Origin of the sequence: Variovorax sp. OV084, from assembly GCF_900111625.1 — a bacterium.
Classification (GTDB): domain Bacteria; phylum Pseudomonadota; class Gammaproteobacteria; order Burkholderiales; family Burkholderiaceae_C; genus Variovorax.
On the sequence record NZ_FOII01000005.1, the window covers coordinates 243829 to 259647 of the forward strand.

18 protein-coding genes are annotated in these 15819 nt (G+C 67.4%); 10 read left to right on the top strand and 8 right to left on the bottom strand.

From position 1 onward, the window contains the following. Positions 1-3 precede the first annotated feature (3 nt). The gene (locus BMW87_RS16240) at positions 4-480 is read right to left on the bottom strand and encodes an outer membrane protein assembly factor BamE (protein ID WP_093077423.1); all 477 of its coding nucleotides are present in this window, start codon (positions 478-480) and stop codon (positions 4-6) included. 69 nt (positions 481-549) lie between these two features. Here BMW87_RS16240 and BMW87_RS16245 point away from each other — a divergent pair, with 69 nt between their 5' ends. The 7 genes from BMW87_RS16245 (at position 550) to BMW87_RS16275 (ending at position 6144) form a co-directional block, all read left to right on the top strand. Further along, entirely contained in the window at positions 550-756 is a 207-nt protein-coding gene (locus tag BMW87_RS16245) for a DUF3460 family protein (protein ID WP_093058036.1), read from the top strand. A gap of 89 nt (positions 757-845) precedes the next feature. Beyond that, positions 846-1682: a segregation and condensation protein A gene (locus tag BMW87_RS16250; protein ID WP_093058037.1), complete on the top strand. Its 837-nt coding sequence runs from the start codon at positions 846-848 to the stop codon at positions 1680-1682. A gap of 33 nt (positions 1683-1715) precedes the next feature. Next, the gene (nadB, locus tag BMW87_RS16255) at positions 1716-3290 is read left to right on the top strand and encodes an L-aspartate oxidase (RefSeq protein WP_177192796.1); all 1575 of its coding nucleotides are present in this window, start codon (positions 1716-1718) and stop codon (positions 3288-3290) included. Positions 3291-3358: 68 nt separating this feature from the next. Further along, positions 3359-4255, top strand: a complete 897-nt coding sequence (gene panB / locus BMW87_RS16260; RefSeq protein ID WP_093077426.1) for a 3-methyl-2-oxobutanoate hydroxymethyltransferase — start codon at positions 3359-3361, stop codon at positions 4253-4255. A gap of 14 nt (positions 4256-4269) precedes the next feature. Next, positions 4270-5109 (top strand): pantoate--beta-alanine ligase, encoded by an 840-nt coding sequence (gene panC, locus BMW87_RS16265; RefSeq protein ID WP_093077427.1) that lies wholly within the window; start codon positions 4270-4272, stop codon positions 5107-5109. After that, entirely contained in the window at positions 5106-5744 is a 639-nt protein-coding gene (gene queE, locus BMW87_RS16270; protein ID WP_093058041.1) for a 7-carboxy-7-deazaguanine synthase, read from the top strand. Before panC ends, queE begins: the two co-directional genes overlap by 4 nt. A gap of 37 nt (positions 5745-5781) precedes the next feature. Beyond that, on the top strand, positions 5782-6144 hold the full coding sequence (locus BMW87_RS16275; RefSeq protein WP_093077429.1) for a 6-carboxytetrahydropterin synthase: 363 nt from the start codon (positions 5782-5784) through the stop codon (positions 6142-6144). Positions 6145-6177: 33 nt separating this feature from the next. Here BMW87_RS16275 and nadA read toward each other — a convergent pair whose 3' ends face one another. From nadA to BMW87_RS16305, 6 genes are all read right to left on the bottom strand, one after another. Next, positions 6178-7296: a quinolinate synthase NadA gene (gene nadA / locus BMW87_RS16280; RefSeq protein ID WP_093058043.1), complete on the bottom strand. Its 1119-nt coding sequence runs from the start codon at positions 7294-7296 to the stop codon at positions 6178-6180. Positions 7297-7303: 7 nt separating this feature from the next. Continuing rightward, positions 7304-8182 carry a carboxylating nicotinate-nucleotide diphosphorylase gene (gene nadC / locus BMW87_RS16285; RefSeq protein ID WP_093077430.1) on the bottom strand — a complete coding sequence of 293 codons (879 nt, stop codon included), beginning with the start codon at positions 8180-8182 and terminating at the stop codon, positions 7304-7306. A 25-nt stretch (positions 8183-8207) separates the two neighbouring features. Further along, positions 8208-9248: an NAD(P)H-dependent glycerol-3-phosphate dehydrogenase gene (locus BMW87_RS16290; protein ID WP_093058045.1), complete on the bottom strand. Its 1041-nt coding sequence runs from the start codon at positions 9246-9248 to the stop codon at positions 8208-8210. Between the two features lie 34 nt (positions 9249-9282). Then, positions 9283-9747, bottom strand: coding sequence for a protein-export chaperone SecB (gene secB, locus BMW87_RS16295; protein ID WP_093058046.1), 465 nt, complete (start codon positions 9745-9747; stop codon positions 9283-9285). A 127-nt stretch (positions 9748-9874) separates the two neighbouring features. Continuing rightward, positions 9875-10135 (bottom strand): glutaredoxin 3, encoded by a 261-nt coding sequence (gene grxC / locus BMW87_RS16300; protein ID WP_093058047.1) that lies wholly within the window; start codon positions 10133-10135, stop codon positions 9875-9877. A gap of 21 nt (positions 10136-10156) precedes the next feature. Further along, a complete protein-coding gene (locus BMW87_RS16305) occupies positions 10157-10540 on the bottom strand; it encodes a rhodanese-like domain-containing protein (protein WP_371127403.1) in 384 nt (127 codons plus the stop codon). 105 nt (positions 10541-10645) lie between these two features. Between BMW87_RS16305 and gpmA the strand changes: the two genes are divergently transcribed. From gpmA to BMW87_RS16320, 3 genes are all read left to right on the top strand, one after another. Further along, positions 10646-11389 carry a 2,3-diphosphoglycerate-dependent phosphoglycerate mutase gene (gpmA, locus tag BMW87_RS16310; RefSeq protein ID WP_093058049.1) on the top strand — a complete coding sequence of 248 codons (744 nt, stop codon included), beginning with the start codon at positions 10646-10648 and terminating at the stop codon, positions 11387-11389. Positions 11390-11514: 125 nt separating this feature from the next. Beyond that, on the top strand, positions 11515-12957 hold the full coding sequence (locus BMW87_RS16315; RefSeq protein ID WP_093058069.1) for a S41 family peptidase: 1443 nt from the start codon (positions 11515-11517) through the stop codon (positions 12955-12957). Positions 12958-12970: 13 nt separating this feature from the next. Continuing rightward, on the top strand, positions 12971-13735 hold the full coding sequence (locus BMW87_RS16320) for a HesA/MoeB/ThiF family protein (protein ID WP_093077432.1): 765 nt from the start codon (positions 12971-12973) through the stop codon (positions 13733-13735). On the opposite strand, the gene BMW87_RS16325 is transcribed toward BMW87_RS16320, so the two are convergent. After that, the gene (locus BMW87_RS16325; RefSeq protein WP_093077433.1) at positions 13732-15750 is read right to left on the bottom strand and encodes an AsmA family protein; all 2019 of its coding nucleotides are present in this window, start codon (positions 15748-15750) and stop codon (positions 13732-13734) included. The genes BMW87_RS16320 and BMW87_RS16325 overlap by 4 nt on opposite strands. Between the last annotated feature and the right edge of the window lie 69 nt (positions 15751-15819).

Below are 15819 nucleotides of genomic sequence, written 5' to 3' on the forward strand. Positions count from 1 at the left end.
AGACTACGGGGCTTCGGTACCCCGGTCAGGCGAAGAGCCGCTGCGCACCACGCGCTGGTCGTCGTTCAGCGTGGCGATGAAGACCATGGCCGAGTTCGGCGGCTGCACCCAGCGCCATTCCCATTCGGTCTCGCGCTTGAGCGCATAGGGCGTGACCTTGGCGGGCTTGCCCAGCATCTTGCGCAGGTCTTCCATCATCATGCCGGGCTGCACCTTGGCGAAGTTCTCGGGCGTGAGCACCTGGCGCAGCGCGCTCATCTTGCCGTCGGCACCGATGGTGATCATGTAGTTCTTCTGGCCCGCCGGCTGGCGGTTGTACTCGAACACCCGGCCACCGCCTGGGGCGTCCCAGACGTTCTCGGGTTGGCCGAAACGGGCGCGTACGTCGGCCTCGGTGGACACGCCCTCTTCAAGCTCGGAGATGTTCTTCGAGTCGCATCCCACGAGAGCCATCACCGCCGCCAGAAACCCTGTTGCCATGCCGATCTGCCATCCTCGCCGTTGCTTCATGCCGTCCCCGGTAAAATTCGCGTTATAAAGGTCCAGTCTATGTCCATCTTCCGCCGCCCCCACTACACCTCCGAGATCACGAACTTCATCGAGGAGATGAAGGAAAAGAAGCCAACGCTGGAAGCCGAACAGCGCGCCGGCCGCGCCCTCCTCTGGGACAAGCACCTCGACCGCAGCCTGCTGGAGGAGTACAGCGAAGCCCGCGTTCCGATGCAGCCGTACGTCTACCAGACCCAGGCCAAGTAATTCCCCGATGCCGATTTCCCGATGCCGAATTGGCAGCACGCTCCCGTCCGCATTGCGCTGGTCGCTATTGAAACGATAGCAATGACCCGATGAAGAGCGACGAGGACAACGGCACGCTGGTGGTCGACATGCCCGACGTGGTCGACCAGGTCGCGCTCGCGAGGCTCTATGGCGAGCCGCTGTTCGCGATGCCGAAGGACCTGTACATCCCGCCCGAGGCGCTGCAGGTGTTCCTGGAGGCCTTCGAAGGCCCGCTGGACTTGCTGCTCTACCTGATCCGCAAGCAGAACTTCAACATCCTCGACATCCCGATGGCGGGGCTCACGCGGCAGTACCTGAGCTACGTCGACGAGATTCGCCAGACCAACCTCGAACTCGCGGCCGAGTACCTGCTGATGGCCGCGATGCTGATCGAGATCAAGTCGCGCATGCTGCTGCCGCCCAAGAAGGTGGCCGACGGCGAAGAGGCCGAAGATCCGCGCGCCGAGCTCGTGCGCCGCCTGCTCGAATACGAGCAGACCAAGCTGCAGGCCGCCGCCCTCAGCGCCACGCCCACGTACGGACGCGACTTCTGGAAGGCGCAGGTCTACATCGAGCAGTCGCTGAAGCCGCGCTTCCCCGACGTGGACGTGGTCGAGCTGCGCGATGCGTGGGCCGACATCATGAAGCGCGCCAAGCTCGTGCAGCACCACAAGATCTCGCGCGAAGAGCTCAACGTGCGCGAGCACATGAGCATCGTGCTGCGCCACCTGCAGGGACAGCGCTTCGTTGAATTCGAGAAGCTGTTCGACGTGTCGCGCGGTACGCCCGTGCTCATCGTCACCTTCATCGCGATGCTGGAGCTCGCGAAGGAAACGCTGATCGAAATCACGCAGGCCGAGGCCTTCGCCCCTATCTACGTCAGATTGGCTTATTCGCCAGCCTGACCCAACCGGTCCCCATATCCAGTGACTTCCGTCGTGCGCGACTTCGACGTCCTCATCGTCGGCAGCGGCCTGGCCGGCCTCTCGGCCGCGCTGCACCTGGCGCCCACGCACCGCGTGGCCGTGCTGACCAAGCGCGCGCTGAACGACGGCTCCAGCGCCTGGGCGCAGGGCGGCATCGCGGCCGTGCTGGCGGCGGGCGACAGCTTCGATGCGCACGTGGAAGACACGCTGGTGGCCGGCGCCGGCCTGTGCGACCCCGAGGCCACGCGCTTCGTGGTCGAGCACGCACCCGAGGCCATCAGTTGGCTGCGCGAGCTGGGCGTGCCCTTTTCCGAGGAAGACGGCGGCCTGCACCTGACGCGCGAAGGCGGCCACAGCCAGCGCCGCATCGTGCACGTGACCGACGCCACCGGCGCGGCAGTGCAGCAGGTGCTGATCGAGCGGGTGCGGCGCACGCCGAACATCACGCTGTTCGAGCACCACACGCTGGTCGACCTGATCACCGGGCCCAAGATCGGGCTCGATGACCCGGCCTGCCTGGGCCTCTACGCGCTGGACGATGAGACCGACGAGGTGCTGGCCTTCCGCGCGCCGCACACCATCCTGGCCACCGGCGGCGCGGGCAAGGTGTACCTGTACACCACCAACCCCGACACCGCCACCGGCGACGGCATTGCCGCCGCGTGGCGCGCGGGCTGCCGGGTGTCGAACATGGAGTTCATCCAGTTCCACCCGACTTGCCTGTATCACCCGCATGCAAAGTCTTTCCTGATCAGCGAAGCGGTGCGCGGCGAAGGCGGGCTGCTCAAGCTTCCCGACGGAACCCGCTTCATGCCGAAGCACGACGAGCGCGCCGAACTCGCGCCGCGCGACGTGGTGGCCCGCGCGATCGACTTCGAGATGAAGAAGCATGGCCTCGACTGCGTGCACCTCGACATCTCGCACCAGCCGGCAGCGTTCCTGAAAGAGCACTTCCCCAACATCCTCGCGCGCTGCCTGGAGCTGGGCATCGACATCACGCGCGAGCCCATTCCGGTGGTGCCGGCCGCGCACTACACCTGCGGCGGCGTGCTCAGCGACCTGAGCGGGCGCACCGACATCCCGGGCCTCTACGCCATCGGCGAGACCGCCTGCACCGGCCTGCACGGCGCCAACCGCCTGGCCAGCAACTCGCTGGTCGAGTGCATGGTGTTCGCGCGCGCCGCGGCCAGCGCCATTGCCGCGGCTCCAGCACGCGAGCGCGCCGAGCTGCCCGCCTGGGACGACAGCCGCGTCACCGACGCCGACGAAGCCGTGGTCATCTCCCACAACTGGGACGAGCTGCGCCGCTTCATGTGGGACTACGTCGGCATCGTGCGCACCAACAAGCGCCTGGAGCGCGCGAGCCATCGCATCGCGCTGCTGCAGGCCGAGATCCAGGAGTTCTATGCGAACTTCCACGTCACGCGCGACCTGCTCGAACTGCGCAACCTGGTGCAGGTGGCCGAGCTGATCGTTCGTTCCGCGCAGGCCCGCCACGAGAGCCGTGGCCTGCATTTCAGCCGCGACTATCCTTCGCTCGCCGAGCCCACCGCACCCACGGTGCTGGTGCCGCCGGACGACCGATAGCCCCACCCGCTTCGTTTTCTTCACTCAAGGATGCCCGGCCACCGACGCCCGCAGGGAGAAACTCAACCATGTCGAACATCACGCCCCCAATCACCGACACGCCGCCCGCTTCGCCCTACGGCACGCTGCCGCCGGCCTCCCCGCCTGCATCGCGCAAGCCCGTGAGCCTGCCGCGCCTGGCCGACATGCATGCGCGCGGCGAGAAGATCGCGATGCTCACAGCCTACGACGCCACCTTCGCTGCCATGGCCGACGCCGCGGGCATCGACTGCCTGCTGGTCGGCGATTCGCTCGGCATGGTCTGCCAGGGCCTGAACAGCACGGTGGGCGTGAGCCTGGACACCATGCGCTATCACACCGACAGCGTCTCGCGCGGCCTGCGCCGCATGCAGGGCACGACCTGGCTGATTGCCGACCTGCCCTTCGGCAGCTACCAGGAATCGCGCGAACAGGCGCTGCGCAGCGCCACGGTGCTGATGCAGGCCGGCGCACACATGGTCAAGCTCGAAGGCGGCGGCTGGACCACCGACACGGTGCGCTTCCTGGTCGAGCGCGGCATCCCGGTGTGCGCCCACCTCGGCCTGACGCCGCAGACGGTGCATGCACTGGGCGGCTACCGCGTGCAGGGCAAGGGCGACGCCGCCGGCGCGCTGCTGAAGCAGCAGGCCCACGCGCTGCAGGACGCGGGCGCCGCAATGCTGGTGCTCGAGATGGTGCCGGCCGCGCTGGCCGCCGAGCTCACGGCCGAGCTGAAGCACTGCGCCACCATCGGCATCGGCGCCGGCAAGGCCACCGCCGGGCAGGTGCTGGTGTTGCACGACATGCTTGGCATCAACCTCGGGAAGATGCCGAAGTTCGTGCGCAACTTCATGGCCGACGCGCCGGGCGTGCTGCCCGCCCTCAAGGCCTACGTGCAGGCCGTCAAGGACGGCAGCTTCCCCGACGACCGACTCCACGCCTGGTAAGGAAGGAAACCCTCATGTACATCGCACACACCATCGCCGAACTTCGCGACCACCTGGCCGCCTTCAAGCGCCCCGCCTTCGTCCCCACCATGGGCAACCTGCACGACGGCCACCTGGCCCTGGTGAAGCAGGCCAAGCCACTGGGCGACGTGACGGTGGCCAGCATCTTCGTGAACCGCCTGCAGTTCCTGCCGCACGAAGACTTCGACACCTACCCGCGCACCTGGGACAGCGACTGCGAAAAGCTGCGCGCTGCCGGCTGCAACGTGCTGTTCGCGCCCGACGAGAAGGCGCTCTACCCCGAGCCGCAGACCTGCAAGGTGCACCCCGACCCGGCGCTGGCCGACATCCTCGAAGGGCATTTCCGCCCCGGCTTTTTCATCGGCGTGTGCACGGTGGTGATGAAGCTCTTCCAGTGCGTGCAGCCGCGCGTGGCCGTGTTCGGCAAGAAGGACTACCAGCAGCTGATGATGATCCGGCACATGGTGCGGCAGTTCGCGCTGCCCATCGAGATCGTGGGCGGCGAGACCTTCCGCGCCGACGACGGCCTCGCGCTGTCGTCGCGCAACGGCTACCTGAGCGAGAGCGAACGCGCCGAGGCCGTGCAGCTGTCGAAGGCGCTGAAGGCAATGGCCGCGGCGGTGCGCGCGGGCGAGCGCGACCTGGCCGCGATGGAAGCGCGGGCCATGCAGATGCTCACGCAACGCGGCTGGCAGCCGGACTATCTTGTGCTGCGGCGCCGCGCCGACCTGCAGGCACCGGCCGCGGGTGAACCGCTCGTGGCGCTGGCTGCTGCACGCCTGGGCAGCACGCGGCTGATCGACAACCTCGAGATCGACACACCGGCCTCATGACTTACAGCGTCAAAGAAATCTTCTACACCCTGCAAGGCGAAGGCGGCCAGGCGGGCATGCCGGCCGTGTTCTGTCGCTTTGCAGGCTGCAACCTCTGGACGGGCCGCGAGGAAGATCGAGCCTCCGCCGTCTGCCGTTTCTGCGACACCGACTTCGTGGGCACCGACGGCACGCTGGGCGGCAAGTTCAAGACCGCCGACCTGCTTGCCGACACCATCGCCGCGCAATGGCCAGCCGCAGATGCCGACCATCGCCTCGTGGTTCTGACCGGCGGCGAGCCGTTGCTGCAGGTAGACGCCGCGCTGGTCGACGCGCTGCACGCGCGGCGCTTCCGCATCGCAGTCGAGAGCAATGGCACGGTCGAGGCACCCGAGGGCATCGACTGGCTGTGCATCAGCCCCAAGGCCGGCGCGACATGGGTGCAGCAGCGCGGCCAGGAGCTGAAGCTGGTGTGGCCGCAGACCGAGTTCGACCTCGACACGATGGCGCGCACGGGCGAGTTCACGCACCGCTTCCTGCAGCCGATGGACGGGCCCGATCGGGTCGCGAACACCGAGCTTTGCATTGCCGAATGCATGAAGCAGCCGGTTTGGCGCCTGAGCGTGCAGACGCACAAGATCACCGGGATCCGCTGAGACTGCGGCCCTTTTTCCTCTGAGTTTCTTTTTGACGATGCGATTCACCATCAGCCAACGCTTTTTCTTCGACGCCGCCCACACACTGAAGCGCGAGATCGAAGTCGAAGGCAGCCGCCGTATCCACGGCCACACGTACCACGCGGAGGTGTGGCTTGCAGGGGAGCGCGATCCAGTGACGGGGATGGTGATCGACCTGGGGTTGCTGCGTCGGCGGCTGGAAGATGTGCGCGAGAAGCTCGACCATCACCTGCTGGATGACGTGCCGGGGCTGCATCCGCCGACGCTGGAGAACCTGTGCGTGTTCATTGCGGATGCGCTGCCGGACTTGCGGCCCTCGCTGGCCCGCGTGCGTGTGTGGCGCGAGGCGCTGGGCGACAGCTGCACCGTGGACTTCTAGGTTCCCCCCAGAGCGGGAAGGAGCAAGACAGGGTCAGGCGGCGCCGATGCCTGCTACCAAGCTGCCGGGCGCCTGCCCGTTCTTCAGCCCGGCAGTAAACGCCAGCATCCGGTCGATCGGCACGCGCGCCCGCAGGCCTAGCGCCGGGTCGACATGGATCTCGCCCGCGCCCGTTTCCAGCGCATTCGCCAGCTCGACCAGCCCGTTCATCGCCATCCACGGGCAATGAGCGCAGCTCTTGCAGGTGCCGCCGTTGCCGGCCGTGGGTGCCTCGATGAAGACCTTGCCGGGGTTCAGCGTGCGCAGCTTGTGCAGCATGCCGCTGTCGGTGGCAACGATGAATTCGCTGGCATCCATGCGCTGTGCCGCGTTCAGGATGGCCGAGGTGGAGCCCACCGCGTCTGCCAGCGCAATCACGTCAGACGGGGACTCGGGGTGCACCAGCACCTTCGCCTTCGGATGCTCCTTCATGAGCAGTTCGAGCTCCAGCGCCTTGAACTCGTCGTGCACGATGCAGGCGCCGTTCCAGCTGACCATGTCCGCGCCGGTCTGGCGCTGGATGTAGTCGCCCAAGTGGCGGTCGGGGCCCCAGAGAATCTTCTGCCCGGCCGCGTGCAGCGCGTTCACCACGTCGAGCGCGCAGCTGGAGGTGACCAGCCAGTCGGCGCGCGCCTTCACGGCCGCGCTGGTGTTGGCATAGACGACCACGGTGCGGTCGGGGTGCTGGTCGCAGAAGGCGCTGAACTGCTCGACCGGGCAGCCCAGGTCGAGCGAGCAGTTCGCGTCGAGGTCGGGCATCAGCACGCGCTTTTCGGGCGAGAGGATCTTCGAGGTCTCGCCCATGAAGCGCACGCCCGACACCACCAGCGTCTGCGCGGCGTGGTCGCGGCCGAAGCGCGCCATTTCGAGCGAATCGCTCACGATGCCGCCGGTTTCCTCGGCAAGGTCCTGCAGGTCGGGGTGCACGTAGAAGTGCGACACCATCACCGCGTTGCGTTCGCGCAGCAGGCGGCGGATGCGCTCCTTCAACGCGATGCGCTCGTCGGGCGAAGGCTCGGCCGGCACTCGGGCCCAGGCATGGCGCGTGTCGCAGACGGCGCCGGCCTTTGCGGCGGGCTGCTCGTAGTCGACGTCGATGACCGGAGACGACATGGGCGGATCAGCCTTCCTGGAAACGCATCGAGTAGTCGATGGCTTTGACATCCTTGGTCAATGCGCCGACCGAAATACGGTCTACACCGGTTTCGGCCAGTGCGCGCAGACCGTCCAGTGTGACGCCGCCGGATATCTCCAGCACGGCCTTGCGGTCTTCGCCGGCTTCGTCGTTGATGCGCACGGCCTCGCGCAGCGTGGGCAGGTCCATGTTGTCGAGCAGCACCATGCGCGCGCCTGCTTCCAGCGCTTCGCGCAGCTGGGTCAGTGTTTCGACCTCGACTTCGACGAAGGCGGCTTGCGAGGCAACCGGTGCCACCGCGCGCAGGGCCGCAGCCACGCCACCGGCCGCGGCGATGTGGTTTTCCTTGATGAGCACCGCGTCGTACAGGCCGATGCGGTGGTTCAGGCCACCGCCGGTGCGCACCGCGTACTTCTGCGCGAGGCGCAGGCCCGGAATGGTCTTGCGGGTGTCGACGATGCGGGCGCGCGTGCCGCGCACGGCGTCGGCGTAGAGGGCGGTCTTGGTGGCGACCGCGCTCAGCAACTGCAGGAAGTTGAGCGAGGTGCGCTCGGCCGTCAGCAGCGCGCGGGCGGCGCCTTCGATTTCGAGCACGGTCTGGTCGGCCGCGCAGCGTTCGCCTTCGGCACACAGCCAGTGGATGCGCACTTGCGGATCGAGCTGCCGCAGCGTGGCCTCGACCCAGGGCGCGCCGCACACGACGGCGGATTCGCGCGCCAGCACACGGGCGCGGGCACGGCGGGCCGGGTCGACCAGCGACGCGGTGAGGTCGCCGTCGGCGACGTCTTCCTGCAATGCGCGGGTGGCATCGGACAGGGCCAGCGCGGCCACGGCCGACGCTGAAAAATCAAAGCGAAGGCTCATGGCTCTTTGTCTCTGCGTTTTTTTATTAAGAAGAATGGCGAGGAGAAGCCGCAGCGCCGGGCGGCACGGATTCCGGCACCGGGTCGCGGCCGGTCAGGGCGGCCACCGCGTCTTGCGGGCTCACGCGGCCGTCGAGCAGCGCGACCACGCCTTCGGCGATCGGCATCTCGATGCCGAGGCCGCGCGCGCGCTGCACCACGGTGCGGGCGCAGTACACGCCTTCGGCCACATGGCCCAGCGAATCGACGGCCTGCGCCAGCGTGCGGCCCTGGGCCAGCAGCAGGCCGACCTTGCGGTTGCGCGACAGGTCGCCGGTGGAGGTCAGCACCAGGTCGCCCAGGCCCGAAAGGCCCATGAAGGTTTCGGCGCGAGCGCCCAGCGCGAGGCCGAAGCGCGTCATTTCTGCGAGGCCCCGGGTGATGAGCGCCGCGCGGGCGTTGAGCCCGAGCGCGAGGCCGTCGCACAGGCCGGTGGCGATGGCCAGCACGTTCTTCACCGCGCCGCCCACTTCCACGCCCACGATGTCCTCGTTGGCGTAGACGCGCAGCGCGGGGCCGTGGAAGGCGTCGACCAGCGTGTCGCGCACGGCGGCATGCGGGCTGGCGGCCACCAGCGCAGTCGGGCGCCCTTCGGCAACCTCCTGCGCGAAGCTGGGGCCGCTGAGCACGCCCGCTCTCAAATCAGGAGCAACCTGCGCCCAGATTTCATGGGCGAGCAGGCCGAAGGATGTGGGTGAGGCGTCAAGTGCGGGCTCAACGCCCTTGCACAGCCACGCCACCGCCGCAGTGGTGCCACGCAGTGCAATGAGCTGTTCACGCAGGGCAGCCATGGGGGTGGCCACGATGACGAGGTCGGCGCCGGCCTGCGCCTGGCCGATGTCGCCCGCGCGCACGGCGAGCGAGGCCGGCAGTGCCAGCCCGGGCAGGTAGCGGGTGTTTTCACGCGCGGCCGACATGGCGTCGGCCTGGGCGGCATCGCGCGCCCAGAGCGTGACCTCGTGGCGAGCCGCCGCGTTGACAGCGACTGCCGTGCCCCAGGCACCGGCGCCATGAACGCAGATCTTCATCGGCGTTGGCGACATCGAGGGCGTTGGGCGCTGTTTACTGCGCCAGGGTCGGCGCAGCCTGGCCAGCGGCCTGCGCCTGCTGCTGCTCGTACATCGCCTGGAAGTTGATTTCAGCCAGGTGCACGGGCGGGAAGCCGCCGCGCTGGATCACGTCGGCCACGTTGCCGCGCAGGTACGGGTAGACGATCTGCGGGCAGGCGATGCCCAGGATGGCGCCCATCTGCTCTTCCGGCAGGTGGCGGATTTCGAAGATGCCGGCCTGCTTGGCTTCGACCAGGAACACGGTCTTGTCGCCGATCTTGGTCTGCACGGTGGCCGACACGGTGATCTCGAAGATGCCGTCGGTCACGGGCTGGGCGTCCACGCCGAGCTGGATGTCGACGGTGGGCTGCTCCTGCTCCAGCAGGATCGCGGGCGAATTGGGTTGTTCGAGCGACAGGTCCTTGAGGTAGACGCGCTGGATCTGGAAAACGGGATCTTGGGCTTGCTGGTCGGCCATGGCTGAACTTTCGAGGATCAAAACAATGCCCGCCGGGGAGAGGTTCCCGCAGCGGGCTGCAGATGGATGAGCGAACGATTATCGCCCGGCGACCGCGCCACTTCCGTGACGCCGGTTGCTTTGTGTTTCAGGCGCTCTGCAGCAGGGGCACGAGGCCGCCGCGGCTGTCGAGGGCCATCAGGTCGTCGCAGCCACCCACGTGGGTGTCGCCGATGAAAATCTGCGGCACCGTGCGGCGCTGGGTGATTTCCATCATGGTGTTGCGGGCCTGGGGGTCGGTGTCGATGCGGATCTCTTCTATCTGCTCGACGCCCTTGGACTTCAGGATTTGCTTCGCACGCGTGCAGTAGGGGCAAACGGCGGTGGTGTACATCTTGACTGCTTGCATACGCTCTATCTCGGGGAGATTTCAGGCCTTTTCAACGGGCAGGTTAGCGTCTTTCCAGGCTTTCAGCCCGCCGGCCACGGCTTGGGCCTGCTCGTAGCCCAGCTTCTTGGCCATGGCCACGGCGCGCTGGGCGCGGGCGCCGGTGGCGCATACCAGCAGCAGCGGCACGGTCTTGTTCTTGACCGCGCCGGTGAGCTTTTCCTCGAGTTGGTTCAGGGGAATGTTCTTGGCGCCGATCATGTGGCCGGTGGCGAATTCTTCCGCCTCGCGCACATCGACAAGCACCGCGCGCTCGCGGTTGATGAGCTGCACGGCACCCTGCGCCGTGAGCGTTCCGCCGCCCGCCCCCCGCACCAGCGGCCAGGCCAGCATGGCTCCCGAGCTGAGCGCGATCAGGATCAGCATCCAGTTCGCGGTGACGAATTCGATCAATTTCACGGGGGTTCCTTGAATGGCAAACCGGGGATTTTAGAATGCGAGGTTTCGCAAGCGCAGCCAAAGGCCTCCCACATGCACAAACTGGTATTGATCCGTCACGGCGAATCCACCTGGAATCTCGAAAATCGCTTCACCGGATGGACCGACGTGGACCTGACCGAGACCGGCGTGGAGCAGGCCAAGCAGGCCGGCCGGCTGCTCAAGGCCGAAGGTTACGACTTCGACGTCGCCTACACGAGCGTGCTCAAGCGCGCCACCCGCACCCTGTGGCACACGCTCGACGAACTCGACCGCACCTGGCTGCCCGTGGTCCATTCCTGGCGCCTGAACGAGCGCCACTACGGCGGCCTGCAAGGCCTGAACAAGGCCGAAACCGCCAAGAAATACGGCGACGAGCAGGTGCTGGTCTGGCGCCGCAGCTACGGCACCCCTCCCCCGCCCCTGGAAGCCGACGACCCGCGCAGCGAGCGCAGCGACGTGCGCTACGCCAAGCTGGCGCCCGAACAGATTCCGCTGACCGAGTGCCTGAAAGACACGGTGGCGCGCGTGCTGCCCTTCTGGAACGAGTCGATGGCGCCTGCCATCCGCACCGGGCGCCGCCTGGTCGTGGCGGCCCATGGCAATTCGATCCGGGCGCTGGTGAAGTACCTCGACGGCATCTCCGACGACGCCATCGTCGGCCTGAACATCCCGAACGGCATTCCGCTGGTCTACGAGCTCGACGACGACCTCAAGCCCCTGCGCCACTACTATCTCGGCGATGCCGCAGCCGCCGAAAAGGCAGCCGCAGCGGTGGCATCGCAAGGCAAGGGCTGAAAAGACCGGTAAAGACCGCCCTGAAAGCCCCTGCCCGGCGCTCCATCCGTGGAACCCCGGCAAACAAATTGCTTCCAAGCTGTGTATATTGATTCGACAGCCGCCGACAAGGACAACCACTCATGATGGGCCAGAAACTGAAGATCACCGGCTGGGTCGCCGCCGGCGCCGTAGCAGGCGTCCTGACCACCGTCTCGTTGCAGACAGTCGCACGCGGTTCGCTTGCGCCACTGCCGCTCGAGGAATTGCAACAGCTCGCTGCCGTCTTCGGCATGGTCAAGAGCGACTACGTCGAGCCGGTCGACGAGAAAAAGCTCATCTCCGACGCCATTTCGGGCATGGTTGCCGGCCTCGACCCGCATTCCCAGTACTTCGACAAGAAGTCCTTCAAGGAATTCAGGGAAGGCACCACCGGCCGCTTCGTCGGCGTGGGCATCGAGATTTCGCAGGAAGACGGCCTCATCAAGGTCGTCTCGCCCATCGAAGGCTCCCCTGCTTTCCGCGCCGGCCTGAAGCCCAATGACCTGATCACCAAGATCGACGACACCGCCGTGCGCGGCCTGTCGCTGAACGAGGCGGTCAAGCGCATGCGCGGTGAAGCCAACACCAAGGTGCTACTGACCATCTTCCGCAAGGACGAGAGCCGCACCTTCCCGGTGACGATCACGCGCGAAGAAATCCGCACGCAGTCGGTCCGCGGCAAGATGATGGAACCCGGCTATGGCTGGATCCGCCTGTCGCAGTTCCAGGAGCGCACCGTCGACGACTTCGTCAAGAAGATCGACGACCTGTACAAGGAAGACCCGAACCTCAAGGGCCTGGTGCTCGACCTGCGCAACGACCCGGGCGGCCTGCTCGACGCGGCGGTGGCTGTGTCGTCGGCCTTCCTGCCCGAGAACGTCACGGTGGTCACCACCGACGGCCAGCTGGCAGAAAGCAAGTCGGTCTACAAGGCGGCGCCGGAGTTCTACCAGCGCCGTTCGGGCAGCGACCCGCTGCGCAGCCTGCCGGCCGCGCTCAAGAGCGTGCCGCTGGTGGTGCTGGTGAACGAAGGCTCGGCCTCGGCCAGCGAAATCGTGGCCGGCGCGTTGCAAGACCACAAGCGCGCCACCATCATGGGCAGCCAGACCTTCGGCAAGGGCTCGGTGCAGACGGTGCGCCCGCTCGGCCCCGACACCGGCCTGAAGATCACCACGGCGCGCTACTACACGCCGAGCGGCACCTCGATCCAGGCCAAGGGCATCGTGCCCAACGTACTGATCGACGAAAGCGCCGAAGGCAGCCCGTTTGCTGCCCTGCGCATGCGCGAGGCCGACCTCGAGAAGCATCTGGCCAGCGGTCAGGGCCCCGAAGTCAAGGACCCGGAACGCGAAAAGGCCCGCGACGAAGCCCGCAAGCGCCTCGAGGAAGAAGCCAAGAAGCCGCCGCAGGACCGCAAGGTGCCCGAGTTCGGCACCGACAAGGACTTCCCGCTGGTGCAGGCGCTCAACCGCCTGAAGGGCCAGCCGGTGCTGGTCAGCAAGACGCAGATCATCGTCGACAACAAGGAAGAGAAGAAAGAGAACTGAGAGCCGGTGGCGCATGGAAGATAGCCAGCTGCTGCGCTATTCGCGCCACATCCTTCTCGAGGAGTTCGGCATCGACGGGCAAGAGCGCGTCAGTGCCGGACGGGTTCTCGTCATAGGCGCCGGCGGACTGGGTTCGCCGGTGGCCCTGTACCTTGCGGCAGCGGGGGTCGGCCACATCGTGCTGGTCGACGACGACGAGGTCGATCTCACCAATCTCCAGCGCCAGGTCGCCCACACCCACGCGCGTGTGGGCCTCGCCAAGGTCGAATCCGCCGCGCAGGCCATGCGCGACATCAACCCCGACATCGCCATCGAAACCCACGCCCTGCGCGCCGACGAGGCGCTGCTGTCGCGCCTGGTCGCGCAGGCCGACGTGGTGGTCGACTGTTGCGACAACTTCGCCACCCGGCAGGCCGTCAACCGCGCCTGCGTGGCTCACGCCAAGCCGCTGGTAGCGGGCGCGGCGATCCGTTTCGATGGCCAGCTGAGCGTCTACGACACCCGCGACGCCGCCTCACCCTGCTATGCCTGCCTGTTCCCGCCCGATGCGGATTTCGAGGAAACGCGCTGTGCGGTGCTCGGAGTGTTCGGCCCCGTGGTCGGAACCATCGGCACGCTGCAGGCCAGCGAGGCGCTGAAGCTGCTGGCCGGCATCGGCCCGTCGCTGGCGGGCAAGCTGTTGATGTTCGACGGGCGCAGCACCTCTTTCGACACGCTGCGCGTGGCGCGCGACCCGCACTGCAGCGTCTGCGCGCAGCGCCCCGCCCTTCCCCTCTAAGGCTGCTTTGCCCCTTTAGCGCGGGCAGCGCCGTTGGCGGCCGCCCCGGCCGTGGGCTTGTTGGCCTGCGCCAGCACGCCCTTGCAATCGGAATCCACGCCCGGGCCGGGCTCGATGGTCGCGGCCAGCGCCAGCAGCGGATTGATGGCGCCCAGCGCCAGCGCAGCCAGCCCGCGCCCCGCCAGGGGAACGACCTCCACACCGCCCTTCGGATCGCCAAAGGTGCCGCTCACCACCAACGGCGTACGAATCGACAGGATGCTCTTGCTCTTGGGCTCCGGCCGGACCACGAAATCGAGCCCCTCGGTCGCCAGGTTGGCCTGGCCGGTGGCAATGAACACGGCGTTGGTCGTGTCTACCACCAGCGTGCGCCCGGTCATCAGCCCCTTGTTCACGTCGAAGGCCAGGGCCGCGCAGCGCAGCTCGACGTTGCGATCGCCGCGCAGCATGAACTTGATGATGTCGCCGCCCACCAACGTCGCGAACACCGGCAGCAGGTTGCCGAACTGGCCGCGTCCCGAAATGACCGCCACGTCGCCCGACACGCCCCCCAGCCAGTTGGCCACGGTGCTGCCCGAGCCCGACAGGTTGATGCGCCCGTCCAGACGGCCCACGCTGTTGCCCGTGGTCTCGAGCTTGGGGAACAGGCGGGCCAGCTGCATCGCCCGCACGTCGAGCGAGGCGCGGATGTCCGCCGGGTTCTTCGAGGCGTCGATGCGGATCGCACCGCTCAGTTTGCCGCCGGCCACGCCCAGGTCGAGCGGGTCGAGCGTGAGCACACCGTTGGCCAGCTTGACCTGCACGCTGCCGCTGTCCAGCGGAACGTCGCGCACATTCCGGATGCGGTCTGCCGTGTATTTCACGTCAGCGTTCATGGCGCGCAGGCGCTCGAAGTCGAGCGGCGCCGTGGGCAGCACCTTGCCGCCAGGGCGCTTGACCTGCGTGATGGTTGGCGGCGGAGCCACGCCTTCCACGGCGGCGGCAGTGCGCGCCGTGGGCGGCAGGCCGATCAGCGGGCCGAGGTCGTCCATGTCCATCACGCGTGAGCGCAGGTCGCCCGCCAGATGTGGCAGCTGGCCGGCCTGGTCGAAGCGCATGTCGCCGGCGATGTCGGACAGGCCCAGCCTGCCCTTGAGGCCGGTGGCTTGCCACAGCTTGCCGCGCTTGCCCAGGCTGCCGCTCAGGGCGTAGGGCGAGGTCTGCGGCAGCGCGATGCCCAGCAGCGGGAACAGGGCGCCCAGCGTCTGGCCCTTGATTTCGAACTTCGCGTCGATGCCGTCGAGCCCCGACAGCTCGGCCACCGTGCCGGCCGCCTTCAGCTGGGTCTGCCCGGCAGCCGCGTTGATCTCCATCGGAAACGGCGGCGCACCCGCGGCGTTGATCTGCAGCACGCTGCCGGTGCGTCCGCTGGCGGTCAGCGGCTGCCCCTTGTAGCGGCCCTTGATGCGGTAGCTGAGCGGCATCTCGCCGCGGCTGCTGTCGTAGCTCAGGTCGGCGTGCAGATCGACCCCCAGGTGCTTGGCCAGGAAGTCGACCGCGCCGGTGTCGACCTGCATCAGGCCGATGCTGGGCACGGTGCCGCCATCGGAGGTGTCCTTGCCGAGCGCCCAGGTGCGGCGCCCGTCCGCCTCCATCTGCAGGCCCAGCGTGGGCGAGAAAAGCGCGAGCCGCGGAATGACGATCTTGCTGGCGATCAGCGGCCAGATGCGGATGTCGAACTCGGCGCGATCCGCCTTGACCAGATAAGGGTCGCGCGCCCACGAGGGGTTGGCGAACTCGATGCCGTCGAACTTGACCGTGGCCTGTCGCCAGCCAAGGCCCACGTCGAGCCGGCGCGTGATCTCGAACTTGCGCCCGGTCTTCTCGCTGACATAGCGGTTGACCGGCTCGCGCAGCATGTCCCAGGGAAAGAAGGCAAGCCCGACGACCAGCGCCGCGAACAGCAGCACGACGCCGGCCACCAGCTTCTGCCAGAGCGGTCGGTTGCGCAGGATGTTCGTTGCGTTCGTTGCCATGGGTCCTTGTAACTCGAATGATCGCGCCGCCCGGGTCGGCGATGGGCCGCAGAAACCGTGAGGCATTGC

Coding starts and splice junctions, on each gene's coding strand:
- secB (WP_093058046.1), bottom strand. CDS start 9,747: ATGGCCGACCAGCAAGCCCAAGATCCCGTTTTCCAGATCCAGCGCGTC.
- BMW87_RS16315 (WP_093058069.1), top strand. CDS start 11,515: ATGGGCCAGAAACTGAAGATCACCGGCTGGGTCGCCGCCGGCGCCGTA.
- nadC (WP_093077430.1), bottom strand. CDS start 8,182: ATGAGCCTTCGCTTTGATTTTTCAGCGTCGGCCGTGGCCGCGCTGGCC.
- queE (WP_093058041.1), top strand. CDS start 5,106: ATGACTTACAGCGTCAAAGAAATCTTCTACACCCTGCAAGGCGAAGGC.
- BMW87_RS16275 (WP_093077429.1), top strand. CDS start 5,782: ATGCGATTCACCATCAGCCAACGCTTTTTCTTCGACGCCGCCCACACA.
- BMW87_RS16290 (WP_093058045.1), bottom strand. CDS start 9,248: ATGAAGATCTGCGTTCATGGCGCCGGTGCCTGGGGCACGGCAGTCGCT.
- BMW87_RS16240 (WP_093077423.1), bottom strand. CDS start 480: ATGGCAACAGGGTTTCTGGCGGCGGTGATGGCTCTCGTGGGATGCGAC.
- nadA (WP_093058043.1), bottom strand. CDS start 7,296: ATGTCGTCTCCGGTCATCGACGTCGACTACGAGCAGCCCGCCGCAAAG.
- BMW87_RS16325 (WP_093077433.1), bottom strand. CDS start 15,750: ATGGCAACGAACGCAACGAACATCCTGCGCAACCGACCGCTCTGGCAG.
- BMW87_RS16250 (WP_093058037.1), top strand. CDS start 846: ATGAAGAGCGACGAGGACAACGGCACGCTGGTGGTCGACATGCCCGAC.
- BMW87_RS16305 (WP_371127403.1), bottom strand. CDS start 10,540: ATGCTGATCCTGATCGCGCTCAGCTCGGGAGCCATGCTGGCCTGGCCG.
- BMW87_RS16245 (WP_093058036.1), top strand. CDS start 550: ATGTCCATCTTCCGCCGCCCCCACTACACCTCCGAGATCACGAACTTC.
- BMW87_RS16320 (WP_093077432.1), top strand. CDS start 12,971: ATGGAAGATAGCCAGCTGCTGCGCTATTCGCGCCACATCCTTCTCGAG.
- panB (WP_093077426.1), top strand. CDS start 3,359: ATGTCGAACATCACGCCCCCAATCACCGACACGCCGCCCGCTTCGCCC.
- gpmA (WP_093058049.1), top strand. CDS start 10,646: ATGCACAAACTGGTATTGATCCGTCACGGCGAATCCACCTGGAATCTC.
- panC (WP_093077427.1), top strand. CDS start 4,270: ATGTACATCGCACACACCATCGCCGAACTTCGCGACCACCTGGCCGCC.
- grxC (WP_093058047.1), bottom strand. CDS start 10,135: ATGCAAGCAGTCAAGATGTACACCACCGCCGTTTGCCCCTACTGCACG.